Source organism: Chryseobacterium sp. AC405b (assembly GCF_979258685.1).
Genome location: NZ_OZ409877.1, coordinates 69,253 through 86,595, shown reverse-complemented (window position 1 = coordinate 86,595; position 17,343 = coordinate 69,253). Strand labels below are relative to the sequence as shown.

At 34.3% G+C, this 17,343-nt stretch carries 16 protein-coding genes and 2 pseudogenes; 11 read left to right on the top strand and 7 right to left on the bottom strand.

What is annotated here, in order from left to right; genetic code table 11:
- Positions 1 to 207: 207 nt before the first annotated feature.
- The 3 genes from ACZZZA_RS00425 to ACZZZA_RS00415 all read left to right on the top strand — a co-directional run bounded on the left by ACZZZA_RS00425 (position 208) and on the right by ACZZZA_RS00415 (position 2,813).
- The gene (locus ACZZZA_RS00425) at positions 208 to 1,110 is read left to right on the top strand and encodes an LpxD N-terminal domain-containing protein (protein WP_463429306.1); all 903 of its coding nucleotides are present in this window, start codon (positions 208 to 210) and stop codon (positions 1,108 to 1,110) included.
- 84 nt (positions 1,111 to 1,194) lie between these two features.
- On the top strand, positions 1,195 to 2,067 hold the full coding sequence (gene sucD / locus ACZZZA_RS00420; RefSeq protein WP_463429305.1) for a succinate--CoA ligase subunit alpha: 873 nt from the start codon (positions 1,195 to 1,197) through the stop codon (positions 2,065 to 2,067).
- Between the two features lie 101 nt (positions 2,068 to 2,168).
- A complete protein-coding gene (locus ACZZZA_RS00415) occupies positions 2,169 to 2,813 on the top strand; it encodes a porin family protein (protein ID WP_463429304.1) in 645 nt (214 codons plus the stop codon).
- Between the two features lie 72 nt (positions 2,814 to 2,885).
- Here the strand turns inward: ACZZZA_RS00415 and ACZZZA_RS00410 are convergent, their stop codons facing one another.
- The 3 genes from ACZZZA_RS00410 to ACZZZA_RS00400 all read right to left on the bottom strand — a co-directional run bounded on the left by ACZZZA_RS00410 (position 2,886) and on the right by ACZZZA_RS00400 (position 5,567).
- Complete coding sequence (locus ACZZZA_RS00410) at positions 2,886 to 4,196, bottom strand: ABC transporter permease (protein ID WP_463429303.1); 1,311 nt, start codon at positions 4,194 to 4,196, stop codon at positions 2,886 to 2,888.
- A gap of 4 nt (positions 4,197 to 4,200) precedes the next feature.
- Positions 4,201 to 5,112 (bottom strand): ABC transporter ATP-binding protein, encoded by a 912-nt coding sequence (locus ACZZZA_RS00405; RefSeq protein ID WP_463429302.1) that lies wholly within the window; start codon positions 5,110 to 5,112, stop codon positions 4,201 to 4,203.
- Between the two features lie 104 nt (positions 5,113 to 5,216).
- Positions 5,217 to 5,567, bottom strand: coding sequence for a T9SS type A sorting domain-containing protein (locus ACZZZA_RS00400; protein WP_463429301.1), 351 nt, complete (start codon positions 5,565 to 5,567; stop codon positions 5,217 to 5,219).
- A gap of 119 nt (positions 5,568 to 5,686) precedes the next feature.
- Between ACZZZA_RS00400 and hemB the strand changes: the two genes are divergently transcribed.
- The gene (gene hemB, locus ACZZZA_RS00395; RefSeq protein ID WP_463429300.1) at positions 5,687 to 6,676 is read left to right on the top strand and encodes a porphobilinogen synthase; all 990 of its coding nucleotides are present in this window, start codon (positions 5,687 to 5,689) and stop codon (positions 6,674 to 6,676) included.
- Positions 6,677 to 6,775: 99 nt separating this feature from the next.
- On the opposite strand, the gene ACZZZA_RS00390 is transcribed toward hemB, so the two are convergent.
- Together ACZZZA_RS00390 and ACZZZA_RS00385 are read right to left on the bottom strand one after the other, a co-directional pair.
- Complete coding sequence (locus ACZZZA_RS00390; RefSeq protein WP_463429299.1) at positions 6,776 to 7,504, bottom strand: hypothetical protein; 729 nt, start codon at positions 7,502 to 7,504, stop codon at positions 6,776 to 6,778.
- Positions 7,505 to 7,577: 73 nt separating this feature from the next.
- A complete protein-coding gene (locus ACZZZA_RS00385) occupies positions 7,578 to 7,868 on the bottom strand; it encodes a TM2 domain-containing protein (RefSeq protein WP_463429298.1) in 291 nt (96 codons plus the stop codon).
- Between the two features lie 107 nt (positions 7,869 to 7,975).
- Between ACZZZA_RS00385 and lptB the strand changes: the two are divergent.
- From lptB to ACZZZA_RS00370, 3 genes and pseudogenes are all read left to right on the top strand, one after another.
- A pseudogene (gene lptB, locus ACZZZA_RS00380) lies at positions 7,976 to 8,701 on the top strand (LPS export ABC transporter ATP-binding protein); the annotation flags it as partial.
- A 505-nt stretch (positions 8,702 to 9,206) separates the two neighbouring features.
- Positions 9,207 to 10,934: an ABC transporter ATP-binding protein gene (locus ACZZZA_RS00375; RefSeq protein ID WP_463433708.1), complete on the top strand. Its 1,728-nt coding sequence runs from the start codon at positions 9,207 to 9,209 to the stop codon at positions 10,932 to 10,934.
- Positions 10,935 to 10,971: 37 nt separating this feature from the next.
- Positions 10,972 to 11,928 carry a helix-turn-helix transcriptional regulator gene (locus ACZZZA_RS00370; protein ID WP_463429297.1) on the top strand — a complete coding sequence of 319 codons (957 nt, stop codon included), beginning with the start codon at positions 10,972 to 10,974 and terminating at the stop codon, positions 11,926 to 11,928.
- Positions 11,929 to 12,069: 141 nt separating this feature from the next.
- Here ACZZZA_RS00370 and ACZZZA_RS00365 read toward each other — a convergent pair.
- Positions 12,070 to 12,562 (bottom strand): annotated as a pseudogene (locus ACZZZA_RS00365) (DinB family protein).
- A gap of 300 nt (positions 12,563 to 12,862) precedes the next feature.
- Here ACZZZA_RS00365 and ACZZZA_RS00360 point away from each other — a divergent pair.
- The 4 genes from ACZZZA_RS00360 to ACZZZA_RS00345 all read left to right on the top strand — a co-directional run bounded on the left by ACZZZA_RS00360 (position 12,863) and on the right by ACZZZA_RS00345 (position 16,351).
- The gene (locus ACZZZA_RS00360; RefSeq protein WP_463429296.1) at positions 12,863 to 13,432 is read left to right on the top strand and encodes a cob(I)yrinic acid a,c-diamide adenosyltransferase; all 570 of its coding nucleotides are present in this window, start codon (positions 12,863 to 12,865) and stop codon (positions 13,430 to 13,432) included.
- Between the two features lie 115 nt (positions 13,433 to 13,547).
- On the top strand, positions 13,548 to 14,048 hold the full coding sequence (locus ACZZZA_RS00355) for a hypothetical protein (RefSeq protein ID WP_463429295.1): 501 nt from the start codon (positions 13,548 to 13,550) through the stop codon (positions 14,046 to 14,048).
- Positions 14,049 to 14,213: 165 nt separating this feature from the next.
- A complete protein-coding gene (locus ACZZZA_RS00350) occupies positions 14,214 to 14,840 on the top strand; it encodes a thiamine diphosphokinase (RefSeq protein WP_463429294.1) in 627 nt (208 codons plus the stop codon).
- 119 nt (positions 14,841 to 14,959) lie between these two features.
- On the top strand, positions 14,960 to 16,351 hold the full coding sequence (locus ACZZZA_RS00345; protein ID WP_463429293.1) for a type III PLP-dependent enzyme domain-containing protein: 1,392 nt from the start codon (positions 14,960 to 14,962) through the stop codon (positions 16,349 to 16,351).
- A gap of 106 nt (positions 16,352 to 16,457) precedes the next feature.
- On the opposite strand, the gene ACZZZA_RS00340 is transcribed toward ACZZZA_RS00345, so the two are convergent.
- A complete protein-coding gene (locus ACZZZA_RS00340) occupies positions 16,458 to 17,117 on the bottom strand; it encodes an HAD family hydrolase (RefSeq protein WP_463429292.1) in 660 nt (219 codons plus the stop codon).
- Between the last annotated feature and the right edge of the window lie 226 nt (positions 17,118 to 17,343).

Here is a 17,343-nt window from a genome sequence, read left to right as displayed (position 1 = left end):
AAGAGATTTTACGGCTGTTATTTGTTTTTTGGGCTGGATTTTACTCTACTTTATTGATAAAGAATACACCAAGAATATCAGAAAAAATTTATTGATCATATTTATGATCTGTATATTACTACTTATTTACAACATCTATTTAGTAGAAGTTAATTAATCAAAAGAATGAGCTGTTTAGTTCATTCTTTTTTGTAAAAATATTTTTAAATGAAATTTCATCAGCCACAGAAACTAAAAACAATTGCAGATCTTATCGGAGCAAAATTTGTGGGTTCCGAAGATTTTCAGGTTTTAGGCACCAACGAAATTCACAGAGTAAAATCTGGTGAAATTGTTTTCGTTAATCATCCAAAATATTATGATAAAGCTTTAAACTCCGCTGCAACCATTATCTTAATTGATAAAGAAGTAAATTGCCCGGAAGGAAAAGCTCTTTTGATTTCTGATGATCCTTTCGGAGACTTCAATAAAATCAACACCCATTTTACCAAAATCTATAATTTCACAGAAACACTTCATGATGTGGAGATAGGAGAGGGTACGAAAATTCACCTATCCGCAGTTCTTGGGAACAATATCACCATCGGAAGAAACACAGTCATTTTCCCGAATGTTGTGATTGGTGATCGCACGGTCATTGGCGATAATGTAATCATTCAATCCAATACAGTTTTGGGTGGAGATGCATTTTATTACAGAAAACTAGACGGGAATTTTGACCGATTAATCTCTGTAGGAAATGTAATCATCGAAAACAATGTAGAAATTGGAAACGGTTGTACCATTGATAGAGGAGTCACAGATTCTACCATTATAGGCGAAGGGTCGGTTTTAGATAATCAGATTCAGATTGGTCATGATACTGTGATTGGTAAGAAGTGTTTAATTGCCTCCCAGGTCGGTATTGCAGGCTGCTGTATCATCGGTGATGAGGTTACTCTGTGGGGACAGGTTGGTATTGCTTCAGGAAACAATATAGAAAGTGGTTCTGTTTTATTGGGTAAAACCGGAGTCAACAGAGATCTCAAAAAAGGTACATACATCGGGATGTTTGCTGAAGATTTTAAAACGTACCTGAAAAAAGAGGTGAAGTTGAGAAATCTCGAATAAACAATTTGCTTGGTTATATCTGAAATTAAAGAAAATTAAGTAAATTTGTGAGCATTAAGAAAAATAAATTAAAACAACAATAAAATGTCAATTTTAGTAAACAAAGATTCTAAAGTAATTGTACAAGGATTTACAGGTAACGAAGGTACTTTTCATGCAGGTCAGATGATCGAATACGGAACCAACGTAGTAGGTGGGGTTACTCCAGGAAAAGGAGGAAGCGAACATCTTGGTAAGCCCGTATTTAATACTGTTGCTGATGCTGTTGCAACTGCAGGAGCTAACGTAAGTATCATTTTTGTACCACCTGCATTTGCTGCAGATGCTATTATGGAAGCTGCAGAAGCGGGTATTAAAGTAATCGTATGTATTACAGAAGGTATTCCTGTTGCAGATATGGTAAAAGTAAAATCTTACATCTCTGATAAAGAATGCAGATTGATCGGACCAAACTGTCCTGGAATCATCACTTCTGATGAAGCTAAAATTGGTATTATGCCAGGTTTTGTTTTCAAAAAAGGTAAAGTAGGGATCGTTTCAAAATCTGGAACTCTTACTTATGAAGCTGCAGATCAGGTTGTAAAAGCTGGTTATGGTGTTTCTACAGCAATCGGAATAGGTGGTGACCCAATTATCGGAACTACTACCAGAGAAGCTTTAGAATTATTCATCAATGACCCTGAAACTGAAGCTGTTGTAATGATCGGTGAGATCGGTGGTGGTCTTGAAGCTGAGGCTGCAAGATGGTATAAAGCCAGCGGTTCTACAAAACCGGTTGTAGGTTTCATCGCAGGACAAACTGCTCCTAAAGGCAGAACAATGGGTCATGCAGGCGCTATTGTTGGAGGTGACGAAGACACAGCTCAGGCTAAAATGGAAATCATGAGAGAAAACGGTATCAATGTAGTAGATTCCCCTGCTGATATTGGTGTTACCGTAGCAAAAGTTTTAGGATAATTAAACCACAAAATGATATACAATCGCTTTAACTGATTAGAAATATAAACACTAATGAGGTAGGCGATAATATATGACGTTTAAAAAAATACAACATACATATGAAAAAATTTTTATTAACATCTGCTTTAGCACTTTCTGCTTTATCTTTCGCACAGATCGATTTAAGCAGTACAAGATTTGGTGTTACTGTTGGTGGAAACTATTCGAGAGTTAAAAATGCTCATAACCCTTCCGGAGCAAGATTTGCTTTTCAGGGTGGTGTTTTGGCACTGATCCCGATGGGACGTTCTAATCAGTTTTATCTTCAGCCGGAAGTAGTTTATTACGGTGCAGGAGAATCTGGTAAAGATAAAGATGCAAAAGGAATAAAAGGTTATGATGCGGTTTATGCCAACAATTATATCAGCGTTCCTGTTTCTTTCAAAGGATATTTTTCTGAAGCAGAATCAGAATTCTTTGGTTTGATTGGTCCGAGATTCAATTTTTTAATTGATCAGAAGGTTAAAAATGAATCACGAGAAATCTATAGAACAGATCAGTTGGGTAAGGCAGCTTCTTTTAACCTCGCAATAGGTGCAGGAATAGGCTACAGCTACAAAAGACAGCTTGAATTGGCTTTAAAGTATGATTTTGGTGTTTCTAATACATATCCAGACTTGGATGAGAGTAAATTAGATCCAAATTCAGCAAAGAAGAAATCTGAGCATGTTCTTAGTTTAAGCTTAAGCTATATCTTCGAATAAAAATTTTTCAGTCAAGACATAATAAATCCCGGGATGTTTATCTCGGGATTTTGTTTTAGTATGAAGTAACTTTTAGCTTCTTATCCATTTCCAAAGCTCTTTCAGCGTTGCCTTATTTCCATACATCAAAATTCCCACTCTGTAAATTTTTCCAGCTAAGAAAATCATAAAAATAGTGGTGATGAGTAATAAAAATATTGAAAGGGCAATTTCCCAGGCAGGAACACCGTAAGGTATTCTCGCAATCATCGCAACAGGCGAAGTGAAAGGAATAATTGATAACCAGAATCCTAATGGTCCGTCAGGATTATTCATCAGAGAAAAGCTTCCATACATTCCTAGAGTTAATGGTAAAATCGCAAATAATGTAAATTGTTGTGTTTCCGTTTCGTTATCTACAGCAGAACCAATTGCAGCATAAATCGAACTGTAAAAGATGTATCCCAAAAGAAAAAACACAATAAATACAAAGATGATTAAAGGAAAATTTAAATCTAATAAACTGTGAGAAACCTGTGTAGCAATCTGTGCAATATCAAATTTTTCAGATAATTCTTCATTTCCGCCGGGAATATTTTTTTGTACCGCAGAAAAACCGGTGTTCAAAACTAATGCCCCAATTACGGACATAGATATCCAGACGATAAACTGAGTTAAAGCAACCATTGTCACACCTAGAATCTTCCCCATCATCAGTTCAAATGGCTTTACAGAGGAGATGATGATTTCTACGACACGATTGTTTTTCTCTTCCAGAACGCTTCGCATTACACGCACTCCGTAAATGATGATAAACATGAATGTAACATACATTAATCCCATGCTTAGTGCGGTTTTAACCCCAAAAGCAAGGTCAGAATCTTCTTTATTGTCTTCAGATACATTGATGGTTTTCAGTTCGAAATTTTTATCAAGATTGTTAAGTTGAGATTCGGCGATACCTAATTGTTTGATTTTTTCTTTCTTAATGACATTACTGATGTCAGAAATAATTTGCTGCTTTGTATCGAGACCGATTTTAGTATTAACGACCAGTCTTGTGTTTTTTTCTACATCATCAAAATTTTGACTTGAGATGGGCGGCAGAATTAAAATTCCATCTAAAGATTCATTGCCTTTGAGGTTTTTAATTTTCGATTTTTCATCAGCTACCGGAACGAAAACATATTCCAGTTGATCATTAGATTTTAGGTGACCTTTGAAAAGTCCGCTGTTGTCAACCACTTCAATAATGTTGTGTGATTCGTTGGCTTTAAACATCAATCCGATCACTGCACCAAATCCGATGATCATTAATGGAGCCAATAAAGTCAGGAGAATGAAAGATTTTTTCTTTACCTGCGTAAGAAATTCTCTTTTTGTAATTAAATATATATTGTTCATAGATTTAAGAATGATTGCCTACGGCGTTAATAAACACTTCATTCATACTCGGGATTTTTTCCTCGAATGATCTTACTTTTCCTGTCTGCACAAGATCCAGCAAAATGTCGTTTTGATTGACAGTATTTTTCAGGTCAAAAGAAACGAGATTGTTTTGTTCAAATAAATTGAAAACTTCATACTTATTTTGAAAGTTTTGAAGCTGTTCGTTATTCACATCAGAAAGTGTAATTCCGAAAATATTTTTCTTAAATTTTTCTCTGACATCAAAAACTCTTCCGTCAATTATTTTTTTAGAATTGTCGATCAATGCAACATAATCACACATTTCTTCCACACTTTCCATTCTGTGGGTTGAGAGAATAATGGTGGTTCCGTTATTTTTAAGCTCGATGATCTGATCTTTAATCAGATTGGCATTTACAGGATCAAAACCTGAGAATGGCTCATCCAGAATCAATAAATGCGGTCTGTGAAGGACGGTCACTACAAACTGTATTTTCTGAGCCATCCCTTTAGATAGTTCGGATAGCTTTTTTTTCCACCACTGGTCGATGTGCAGTTTTTCAAACCATTTTTTGGCTTCATTCAGTGCATCGTTTTTTTTCATTCCTTTTAGTTCACCGAAATAGAGAATCTGATCTCCGACACTCATGTTTTTATACAAACCTCTTTCTTCAGGCATATATCCGATATCTTTGATATGACTCGGATTTAGTTTTTCACCATTGATGAAAACCTCACCGGAATCAGCCTGTGTAATCTGATTGATGATTCGGATGAATGAGGTTTTCCCTGCACCATTAGGTCCGAGAAGACCATAGATGCTTCCTTTTGGTACATGGATGCTAAAATCTTCCAAGGCTGTTTTCTTTCCTGCATTGTAAGTTTTAGTAATATGATCAGCTTGTAGCATTAATTTTTTTTTATAATGAGTATAAAAATAATAAGAAAGTTACATAATGTCTGCAACAGAATGGTATAAAACGAAAAATCCTGATGATTATCAGGATTTAATATTTATTGTTTTACTATTTGAGTAACCTTTTGAGTATTGTCGCTTAGAATATATCGGATAAGATACTTTCCGGGTTTTAATCTTTCAATGTTGATTTCAGCTTTATTGGCATTTACATTATAATTGGCAACCTGTGTTCCCAAAATAGAGTAAAAGATCACAGATTTTATTTTTAACGAAGAATCTTTCGCTTTTACCATCAAAAAATCTTTCGCAGGATTAGGGTATGCCGTAAGAACACCATCATCAGACTTCTGTGATGTGGAAGATGGTTCTTTAGTCTGTGCTTTAATATTGTCGGAAAAACCAACAAAAGCGCCCATAAATATAATTAAAAGTAAAAGTTTTTTCATCTAACGGATAATTTGCATAATTATTACAAACAAAAGTAATAAATTCTACAATCAACTGCAATAGTTTTTTATAGAACTTATATTAAATTTGCAATAAATTATTCAAAAAGTATTCCAAAATGATATATTCAAGAAACAGAAGATTGAGAGTAAATGAATCGATGAGAGGATTGGTAAGAGAATGCAGCCTTTCTACAGACGATTTTGTAATGCCGATCTTCGTCATGGAAGGTGAAAATAAAGAAGAGGCAATCTCATCAATGCCAGGAATTTTCAGACGCAGTATTGATTTGACCGTGAAAGAGTGTAAAGAATTATTCTCTTTAGGGGTAAAAGCGGTTAATCTCTACATGAAAGTCTCAGAACATCTTAAAGACAATACCGGAAAAGAAGCGTGGAATAAAGACGGACTAATGCAGAATACCATCAAAGCAATAAAAGATGCTGTACCGGAAATGATTATTATGCCTGATGTTGCATTAGATCCTTACTCAATTTACGGTCACGACGGAATTATAGAAAACGGGAAAATTGTAAATGATGCTACCAATGATGCTTTGGCAAGAATGTCCGTTTCCCATGCGGAAGCTGGTGCAGATATTGTGGCGCCAAGTGATATGATGGATGGCCGAGTTCTGGCAATTCGTGAGGCTTTAGAAGAAAGTGGTTTCCATGATGTAGGAATTTTAAGCTATGCTGCAAAATATGCGAGTTCTTTCTACGGGCCATTCAGAAGTGCATTAGACAGTGCGCCGAAAGATAATTTGGAAATTCCTAAAGATAAAAAAACGTATCAGATGGATTTTCACAACTCGCGTGAAGCGTTAAACGAAGTTTTCAAAGATGTGGAAGAGGGTGCAGATATTATCATGATCAAACCGGGTTTACCTTATTTGGATATTGTTGCAAAAGTGCGTGAAGCAATCGATTTGCCGATAGCAGTTTATAACGTAAGCGGTGAATATGCAATGTTGAAAGCCGCTGCACAAAATGGCTGGCTGGATAATGATAAAGCAATTATCGAAAGTTTAACGTGTTTCAAAAGAGCAGGAGCAGACATGATTTTCACGTATGCTGCCAAAGAAGCCGCAATGATTTTAAACAGGTAATTAGTTAATTAGTTTTAAGTTATTAGTTATGAATTATAAGTTGTAAGAAAACATTCTTGACTCATAATTCATAACTTTTCACTTATAACTTTCAAAAAATTATTTGAAGTCAAAATCTTTCCCTTTTGTAAATTTTGCTGCGAAAGGAGCCTGGTTTCCCAAATATTTTAAAACAAAATGTTTTTTGGTATCGGTATCAACTTTAGCTTCAACTTCTACATTCTGTGTCTGAAAACTGACATCTAAGCCAACTCCGGATTCTTTTTCGAGGAAAATTTCTACGCTTTCAGCATAAAACAGCGAAGTGCTCAAATAATTAAATTTAATATTCTTCCGATAGGTTTTTGATTCCGAATCTGTGAATTCAGAGTACTTTCTTAGAATTTCAATTCCCGGCGAATCGATATTGGTAATTCGGGATTTTGTGACGCCATTTACACGTACAGAAAAACTTTTGGCACTGTTGATATTTCCATTGATTCCAATATTAAATAAAGAAGGCAAGGCTAAACCATATTCAACCATGCTTTCTTTTGTAAACTCAAAATCAGGAATTAAAGCCGGATGTTTCGGGATTTTCAAAAGTTGATCTTTCACGTTTTTTAACTGTTCGTCAGAGAATAAAAATCCGATGAGATTATTATTGGTTGTCCTCCAGTTTCTGCCATTCCATTCGTAAATTTCGCAAAGCAAAGTGTCTGCAGAAGAATGAGGAAGAAGGTCAATATCCTGCCACTTGAACACTTCTTTTGCGTAAGGTCTTCGGTTGATCAGATTAATTCCGAGATCCAAAGCCAGTAAATCGGTCAGCTGTTGGTTATTTTCCATAAAAATTCAAATTGTGATTGGTGATTTAAATGTAAGAAAAAAATCATTTTGCAAGATGAAATTTACATTAAAATTACAGCCATCCTTTTTTATTGTGAACATAAGTATTGTCAAATTGCTCATCACTCATAAAGAGATATAAAATCCCTTCTATAAACGGAATAACTGAAGCAATTCCACAAGTGCAAACATTTAAAACTAACTGAATAATGCCTTCTCTTGTATAGCCTAAGTAAAATTTGTTTAAAGCAAGCCAACCTACTAAAATGCCCAACAACGCTGCAGGGATTTTCTTTTCAGAACGATAAGGTAGATTGTTTTGATTTTGGTTGTTTTCTGTTTTTGTATAACCGTAATTTTCCATTGTAATAATTGTTGATATGGTTGTTTTCAATAAGTCTTTTTAACATCTTAAAAGTTACAAGAGCTTAAATTTACAGCTGACATTTATATTTTTGATATATTTGCTCTATGATTTTACGAGGAGAAAACTTAATCAAAGAATACGGTCCCAAAAAAGTAGTAAAAGGCGTTTCTGTACAGGTTCAGCAGGGAGAAATTGTAGGATTGCTGGGTCCGAACGGAGCGGGCAAGACCACTTCGTTTTATATGATCGTAGGTTTGGTAAAGCCCACTTCAGGAAAGATATTTCTCGACAAACAGGAAATTACTACTGATGCAATGTACCGGAGAGCCCAAAAAGGAATCGGTTATCTTGCGCAGGAAGCTTCGGTTTTCAGAAAATTGTCTGTAGAAGATAATATTATGGGAGTTTTGCAATTGACGAAACTTTCAAAACGTGAACAACAAATCAAATGTGACGAACTGATTGAAGAGTTTTCATTACAGCACGTCAGAAAAAACCGTGGAGATTTACTTTCCGGTGGTGAAAGACGCAGAACGGAGATTGCAAGATGTTTGGCAACGAGCCCGAGTTTTATTTTGCTGGATGAGCCTTTCGCAGGAGTTGACCCGATTGCCGTAGAAGATATTCAGAAGATTGTAAGAAGCCTGACTGATAAAAATATCGGAATTTTGATTACCGACCACAACGTACAGCAGACTTTGGCAATTACCAACAAAACATACATCATGTTTGAAGGAAAGATCTTAAAAGAAGGTCTTCCGGAAGAACTGGCAAATGATCCGCAGGTAAGAGAAGCCTATTTGGGTGAAAACTTTGTGTATCAAAGCATTTTCGACAAGCCAAGCAAGAAAACCTACGCTTACAATATTTGGGCAGGTAATTTTGAATCCAGACCTCAACTGCAGGGTTTTGTGGATGAAAATTTTGCTCAGTTTGATGATTTGAGATTGATGTATGGTTTTGAAGATATTGGTTTTGCAACCCTGGCCAATTCAGAAATTGAGCATATATTCTCTCAGGTTGTTGATAAAAATGCTAATAATTCTTTTGTTTTCCAGCGTAAAGAAATCAATTCACAATATTCTCTGGAGCAGGCAGAAGCTGAATCGAAAGCTGCGAGTACATCTGAACTGCATTATCTTACAACGTATGTTTATGAAGGATAAAATTTAAAAGCAATTTTTATTTGCTGAAAAATATAATTACACGTACCTTTTCTCTCAGAAACGGTACGTTTTTCGTTAAAAGCAATCCATGGCAAAACCTTTTACCAGAGCACTCAGTATTTTTGGGATTTACAGACAACTGAAGCCTTTCATTAAACCATATCGTTTGATGATTTACGGAACTTTGTTTCTTACTTTTTTAGGAGCCATTACTGCTCAGGTAAATGCGGTAGTGCTGAAATATACAGTTGATGAAGTTGAAAAACTCACAAAACTCCCGAGTCCGATGTCGGAAGGCATTCACATTCTGATCGTGATTTCTGCCATACTTTTAGGAAAAGAAATTGCCAATATATTCATCAGTTTCGGGCAGAAATTTTATGGTGAAAAAATCAGAATTAGTGTAAGTTCAGTTTTAGCACAATCAGCAATCGATAAGATTTTAACTTACAAAGTGGCTTACTTCAGTGACGAAAACCACGCTTCCGGAAAATTGCAAACCCGCATCGACCGTGGAATTGAAAGCTTAACAAAACTTGTTCAAAACTTTTTTATTGATATTTTACCGATGTTTTCCAACGCCATTATTGCATTGGTCATTATGTATATGCAGAACGTGTATGTCGGTCTTGTTTCCACAATTATTGTCCCGATTTACTTTTATGTAACCTCTATGCAGGCCAAGAAACTGGGCGGAGTAAGAAGGCAATTACGTAACCAGCGTGAACAAAAAACTTCAGGATTATTAAATTTAATCAATTCTATTTTAGTGATTAAAAGTTTTGTGAGAGAAAAATTTGAAGGAAAAAAACAGTTTGATCTTCAGATGCAGTTGATGGAAAGCCAGATGTACACTAGAAAAACCAGTTTTATCTATGAAGGCCTGAAAACATTTATCGAGCAGATTGGTGTGGTTCTTATTATTCTGCTTACTGTTTATCTGGTGCTGAATCAACAGATGACAATTGGTGCGATCATGCTGCATATTATGTTATTCAACAATGTTTCTTCACCCATTCGTCAGCTTCACAGGATTTATGATGATATGAACGATGCAATGATTTATGCCGAAGGTTATTTTGATATTTTAAATGCTGATGAAGAAGCCGAACCCAACGGAACTTTAAGAGAAAACAAAACTTCAGGAAATTTTGAATTGAAGAACGTCAATTTTTCTTATCCAAACGGAACTCAGGCTTTACACAACGTTTCTATGACCATAGAAAACGGAAAAACCACCGCTTTGGTTGGCTTAAGTGGTGCAGGAAAATCAACGATTATTAATCTTTTGTGCAAATTTTATCTTCCGGATTCCGGTGAGATTTTATTGGACGGATTTAATTTAAATGAATATGATAACGCATATCTACGTGACGATATAGGCTTGGTTTTGCAAAAAAATCATATTTTCCAGGGAAGTATTGAAGACAACATACGATACGGACAAATGGATGCAGGTTTTGAACAAGTACAGGAAGCCGCCCGAAAAGCATATCTTCATGAGCAAATCATGGAACTTCCCGAAAATTATAAACATGATGCCACACAACTTTCCGGCGGACAGCAACAAAGGATTGCAATCGCAAGATTGTTTCTCAAAAACCCGCCCATTATTTTTTTAGATGAGCCTACCGCAAGTCTGGATGCGATTGCTACAGAACAGATTAAAAATTCTCTTGATGCGATCAAAGAGGGCAGAACAGTCATAATAATTTCGCATTCGCTATCCCAGATTTTAGATTCGGATACAATTTATGTAATGAAAAAAGGTTGTGTTGTAGAAAGCGGAACCCATCAGGAACTTATGCAGATGGAGGGGACGTATAAAGAAATTTTTGATGCTTCGGCGAGAAGCTTAAATTTAGACAAGTTAATGAGTTCATATCGTGAGAATTGATGAAAATAAATATAATATTTTAGTTTTTCACTAAGAAATGGAAGATCAATATTTAAAAAAGATAGATCGTGTCACCGCAATTCTTACCCAATTACAATCAAAACCCATTGTGAGAGCACAGGATTTGGCCGGGAAATTTGAAGTAAGTGTGAGAACGATTTATCGTGACATAAAAACATTAGAAAATGCCGGTATTCCAATAATTGGTGAAGCGGGAAGTGGTTATTCTTTGATGGAAGGATACAAACTTCCGCCTGTAATGTTTACCAAAGAAGAGGTTTTAAGTTTTATCACCGCAGAAAAGCTGATGCAGAAATTTTCTCACCAAAGTCTGGGAAATCATTATCAGACAGCGATGGCAAAACTGCGTTCTGTTTTAAAAAATTCAGATAAAAACTTAATTCAGAATATTGAAAGTCAGATCGATATATTTGATTATAGTCCGAAATCCAATGATTCTGTTAAAAATATTATTCCGATTATCTTGGAAAGTATTGCAGAGAAAAAACAGCTTTCCATTGAATACCAAAGTGTTGATGAGAGATTTTCTAACCGAACAATTGAAGCTGTTGGGATTTTTTACGAGTTTAATTACTGGTACATTATGGCTTTTTGTACGCTCAGGAAAGATTTCAGGCAGTTCAGAGTAGACAGAATTTTGAAAATCTCTAAAACAGAGATTTCTTTTTCACAGGAATATGGGAAAATCAATGATCACAGGAGAATTTTATCTGCTAAAACTACAAAAGTAAAATTGTTGGTGGATAAAAAAATTATGGGATATTTAATTAATTCTAAAAGCTATTACGGATTGATTGAAGAGAAAGAAACGGATAAAGGCATCGAAATGACTTTCGAAACAGAATGGATTGATGAAGGGTTTCCGCGCTGGCTGATCACTTTTGCAGATTATGCGGAAATTCTGGAACCCGAATTATTAAAGTTGAAAATGAAAAATTTAATTCAAAAAATTACGGAACATTATAATATTTAGCAAAATTCTCCCACAGATTTTCAAAGATTTACACAGATCTTTTTATATGATCTGTCTAATCTTCTAAATCTGCAAGAGAAAATGTTTTACAAAGATTTATTCAATTGTCTGTGCAAATCTGTGCAATTTGTGGGAAATAAATTAAAATCTCTCCCAAAAGAAAGGGGGATCAATTCCCAAAGCTCTCAAATAGACAAAACCCTGTGCACGATGATGTACTTCATTATCGATAAAATAAAGGATGTTTTGGTATACCGGAAATTCGTACTGACCAAATAAATTGAAGGTTTCCTGAAAACGTTCCTCAGAAATTTGATTAAAATACTGATTAATCACTACCGTTTCTTCATCCCATTTTGCAAGAATTTCTTCTTTCGTTTTTGGCTTAAAAGCTTCTTCTGAAAATTCCTCCATTTGTGTTTCTACGATTCCTTTCAAACCAGTAACCAGCAATGCTGATCAACTCGACTGCTAATTTCGCAAACGGTCTCATCCCGCCCACAGAAAATTCAAAAAGTTCTTTTTCAGGGAACATTTCAATGACTCTTCTTGTCAGATTTCTGTGTCCTTGCCAATGTTCTAATAATTGCGCTGAACCGATAAATTGTTTGGTTGTTGTTGCTGTGGCTGTCATAATTTTTGTTTTAAATTGTTAATGTTATGACAAAGATAGTATGGGTTGATGACAACAGTTTGTCAGTAGGATTTTAGTATTTTAAATATTATTTTAATTTTTTTAAAATAACTAAATATGTTTTCACGTTAGATGGATATCCTCTACACAAATGTTTTAATATCTATGTAAGGGTTAGGTAAATAATTTTGAATAAGTCTGGTTTTTTTAACCGGACTTTTTTGATAGATAGGAGTTTTTTCTTTCAGTAATCATTAGATTTTACCTTTCAAATTGTACAAAAAAAGTTATTTTAGTGGTATGAAAATTTACACCAAAACAGGAGACAAAGGACAGACTGCTTTGTACGGCGGAACCAGAGTTTCCAAAGCCAGTGCAAGAGTAGAAAGTTACGGAAATATTGATGAGCTCAATTCATTTATTGGGATAGCAAAAAGTCATATTGAAGTTGATGAAGTTTTAGAACAGCTGAAGAAAATTCAGTTTGATTTATTTACTGTAGGTTCTGAAGCAGCAACTCCGGTAGATAAATTAATGTTAGCCAATGGGAAATCCCGTCTTTCGTTAATTATTTCTGATACTGAAATTGAAGAACTGGAAAACTGGATGGATGCTTTTGAAGAAAAACTGGAGCCGTTGCAATACTTTATTCTTCCCGGTGGCGGAAAATCAGCTACTTTTTTACATGCTGCGAGAACGATTTGCAGAAGAGCTGAACGTTCTTTAGTTTTTTTAAATGAATCTGAAGAAGTGCGTCCTGAATTGATTAAATATTTAAACCGGCTTTCAGATTATCTTTTTGTTTTGGCTAGATATATTTCAAAAATTAATGAAGAACCAGAAGAATACTGGAATCCGAATGAAAGATAAAAATGGGAAAAAGACCCGGCAAAAATGTAGGAAAATGGATCATCACAAAAGAGCAAAATGTTGAAGAATTAATTAAAAATAATATGAAGAAGGATTAATCATCAAAATTACCGATATGAGAAAAATTTTGCTTTTAATATTTTCATTAAATTCAATCACACTATTTTGCCAAAAATCGCAAATTGAAAATCTTGTAAACAGTTTCTCTAAAGAGTTTATTCCTGAGGATTTTGAATATTACAACTTGGTAGATAAAAGTTTTAATCCTAAGTTTGATGTTTTTTATTTAAACGAATCAATTAAAGATGCAGGACTTGAGAGAGAAATATCATTTTTTAAAGAAGGAGATTTTACTGCGATAAAAAATAATATTGATTGGAATGATTATAACTTAGAAAAAGCAAAAGTAAATTCCTACGAAAAAATTCCAAAATTTAATAGCGCTTTTTATGAATATATTTTTGTTGATAGAAATACTGATATAAGAACTTATGATAGTATAATTTCTAACAAAAAGTTTAATCAAATAATTTTAAAAGGTAATTCCAAACTTAGCATTAAGAAAAAGAGAATTAAATTTAATAAGAAACTAGCATTTGAAAGAAGAAAGAATTAGAAAAGAAAATCAGGATTTTTATCGAATTTCGATTCCTCTATTCTCTTTAAATAAAGATTTTGCAGTAATTTTTTATCAAGATTGCTGTAATAGAAACGGTTATTTATATGTCTATTCAAATAATGAATGGAAAGAATATTTACAATTTTATAGAAGCATTTTTAATTGAAAAATACACTACTTTTCATCAACGGCGACGCTCCGAAATCATTTCCTGATCCTGAAAATTATGATCTGATTGCGTGTACAGATGGTGCTTTTCATTATTTAAAACAATTAAATTTTCCTTTAGAAAAATTAGATTTTATTTCCGGTGATTTTGATTCGCATTCTGGTGCTGATGAAAATGTATATGAAGATAAATTCATTTATACTCCTGATCAGGAAAAAACTGATTTTCATAAAGCTTTAGAGATTATTGCAGAAAGAGGCTTTAAAAATATCGATGTTTTTGGAGGAAGTGGAGGAGAACAGGATCATTTTTTAGGAAATCTCACCGTTGCTTACAACTTTAAAGAAAATTTAAACATCAAATTCTATGACGAATTTTCTGAATATTTTTTTATCCCCAAAACTTTTGTTTTAACGAATGTCAAAGATAAATTGATTTCATTATATCCTTTTCCATCGGTTGAAAATGTGACTACTAAAGGTCTGAATTGGGCTTTAGCCAATGAAAATCTGAATATTAAGTCAAGAATAGGAACAAGAAATTTTGCCGTTGAAGATGAAATTTTTATCGAATATGAAAAAGGAGATTTGTTGCTATTTGTAGGAAAGAATAATCGTTGATTTTTGCATAGAAAAAAACGATTTCAGTCATTTTAAATCTGCGAAAACTTTAATGAAATTTAAAACTAAAAAATCAAACTTTTTTAGCAATTTTGCATTCTTAATTCACTTGTCAGAAAATGAAAATAAAATACTCGGAACTTATTGATCAGACATTGTATTTTCCAACGGAAGAATTCAATGTTTCTGAGAACAATTTGTCTTTTCATGATATTCCTTTGATGGAAGTCGTTGAGAAGTTTGGAACACCTTTAAAGGTCAGTTACCTCCCGAAGATTTCTCAGAATATTCAGAAAGCAAAAAGTTGGTTCAAAGAAGCTTTTGAGAAAATCGATTACAAAAAAAATTACAGATATTGCTATTGTACAAAATCCAGCCATTTCAAATTTGTCATTGAAGAAGCTTTGAAGAACGATATTTCTATTGAAACCTCTTCAGCGTATGACATGGATATTGTGAAATCACTTTATAATGAGGGGAAAGTTACTAAAGATATTGAAGTAATCTGCAACGGTTTCAAAACTGATGATTATCTGGCGAAAATTTCAGATATGATTAACAGCGGTTTTGAAAACATTACCCCGATTTTAGATAATTACCGTGAGTTGGATAAGTTAACCGAAAGTATCGACACGACTTTCGATATCGGAATCAGAATTGCTTCCGAAGAAGAGCCAAAATTTGAATTCTATACTTCAAGATTAGGAATCGGATATAAAGACATCATTCCCTATTACAGCCAGAAAATTGCTGAACATCCGAATGCAAGGCTGAAAATGCTCCACTTTTTCATCAATACAGGAATCAAAGACACCGCATATTACTGGAATGAATTGTACAAATGTCTTCGTGTCTATGCACGTTTAAAGAAAATCGCTCCTGAAGTAAACTCACTGAATATTGGTGGCGGTTTTCCTATTAAAACTTCTTTGAATTTCGATTACGATTATCAATATATGGTAGAAGAAATCGTTTCTCAGATTAAAAAATTCTGTGAAGAAGAAGGAGTAGAGGAGCCAAATATTTATACGGAATTTGGAAGCTTTACCGTTGGTGAAAGCGGTGCAAACTTATATAAAATCATTTCTCAGAAACGCCAGAACGACAGAGAAAAATGGAATATGATTGATTCATCTTTCATGACGACGCTTCCAGATACTTGGGCAATTTCCAGACACTTTATCATGCTTCCTTTGAACCGTTGGGAAGATTCGTATGAAAGAGTTTTCTTAGGTGGATTAACGTGTGATTCAGATGATTATTACAATTCAGAACAACATACGAATGCCATTTACTTGCCTGTTTTTAGTGATACAAAACCTTTGTACATCGGTTTCTTTCACACAGGAGCGTATCAGGAAACCATCGGTGGTTACGGCGGAGTTCATCACTGTCTGATGCCGCAACCCAGACATATTTTGATTCAGAAAGATGAAAATGGAGAATTCCAATACGAAATTTTCAGAGAAAGACAGGGACCCGAAGATATTTTGAAAATTTTAGGGTATTAACTTATTCAACAGGAACGGGCTTTAGCCCGTTTTCATAAAAAGAAATACAGATTGGCTTTAGCCAAAATTAAATAACAAAGCTCTCAAATATGAGAGCTTTTTATGTTTAAAAGAATTTCGAAATCTTGTCAATTTCCAATTCAGAATAATCTGAAACAATAATATTAGCCAAACTATAATCCTGATTATGCGTGTGGAAACTCTTATAAGCTGCACAGAAAATATTCGCTCTGTGTGCTGCCAAAATTCCGTTGGTAGAATCTTCAATCACCATACAATTTTCGATGGTTTCATTCGCCATTTCGGCTGCTTTGATGAAAATTTCAGGATGAGGTTTTGATTCTTTTAAATCTGCACCACTGATTTTGCCGCTGAAATATTTTTCCAAGCCGAATTTTTCAAAAACCATATTGATGGTTGTCATCGTTGCCGACGAAGCCAAAACTAATGTAATTCCGTTTTCATAATAATGCTGAATCAATTTTCTCACTCCCGGAATCAGATCAAACTCTTCATCATGATAGAAATAATCTTTGAAATGAGCTCTTTTGATAGCGGCAATATCTTCATGAGTTTGAGGAAGATTAAATTGGCTGATTAAAGTCTCACAAACTCTTTTTGTAGAAGCACCGGTGAAAGAAGTGTAAAGTTCTTCTGAAACAGCAACTTCCAATTGATCGAACGTTCTGAAATAAGCTTTTCTGTGCAAAGGTTCTGTATCTACAATAACGCCATCCATATCGAACAGCACAGCTTTTAAGGACATAAATTTTATTTTGTGCAAAAATAATGTTTTAATATTTAAAAATTGAATGACTTGTGAAATGGAATTTTTTATTTATGCTTATGAAGTTGAAATGATTAAAAGATGTTGAGGATTTACAATCTTTAAATTCGGTTTTCTAACGGTTTGGAACTTGGCGATGGTGGGCAATCGAAGCACAAATCTTCAATCTTGCACAAAAGCTCAATCGAAGAAATACCGTTGAAAT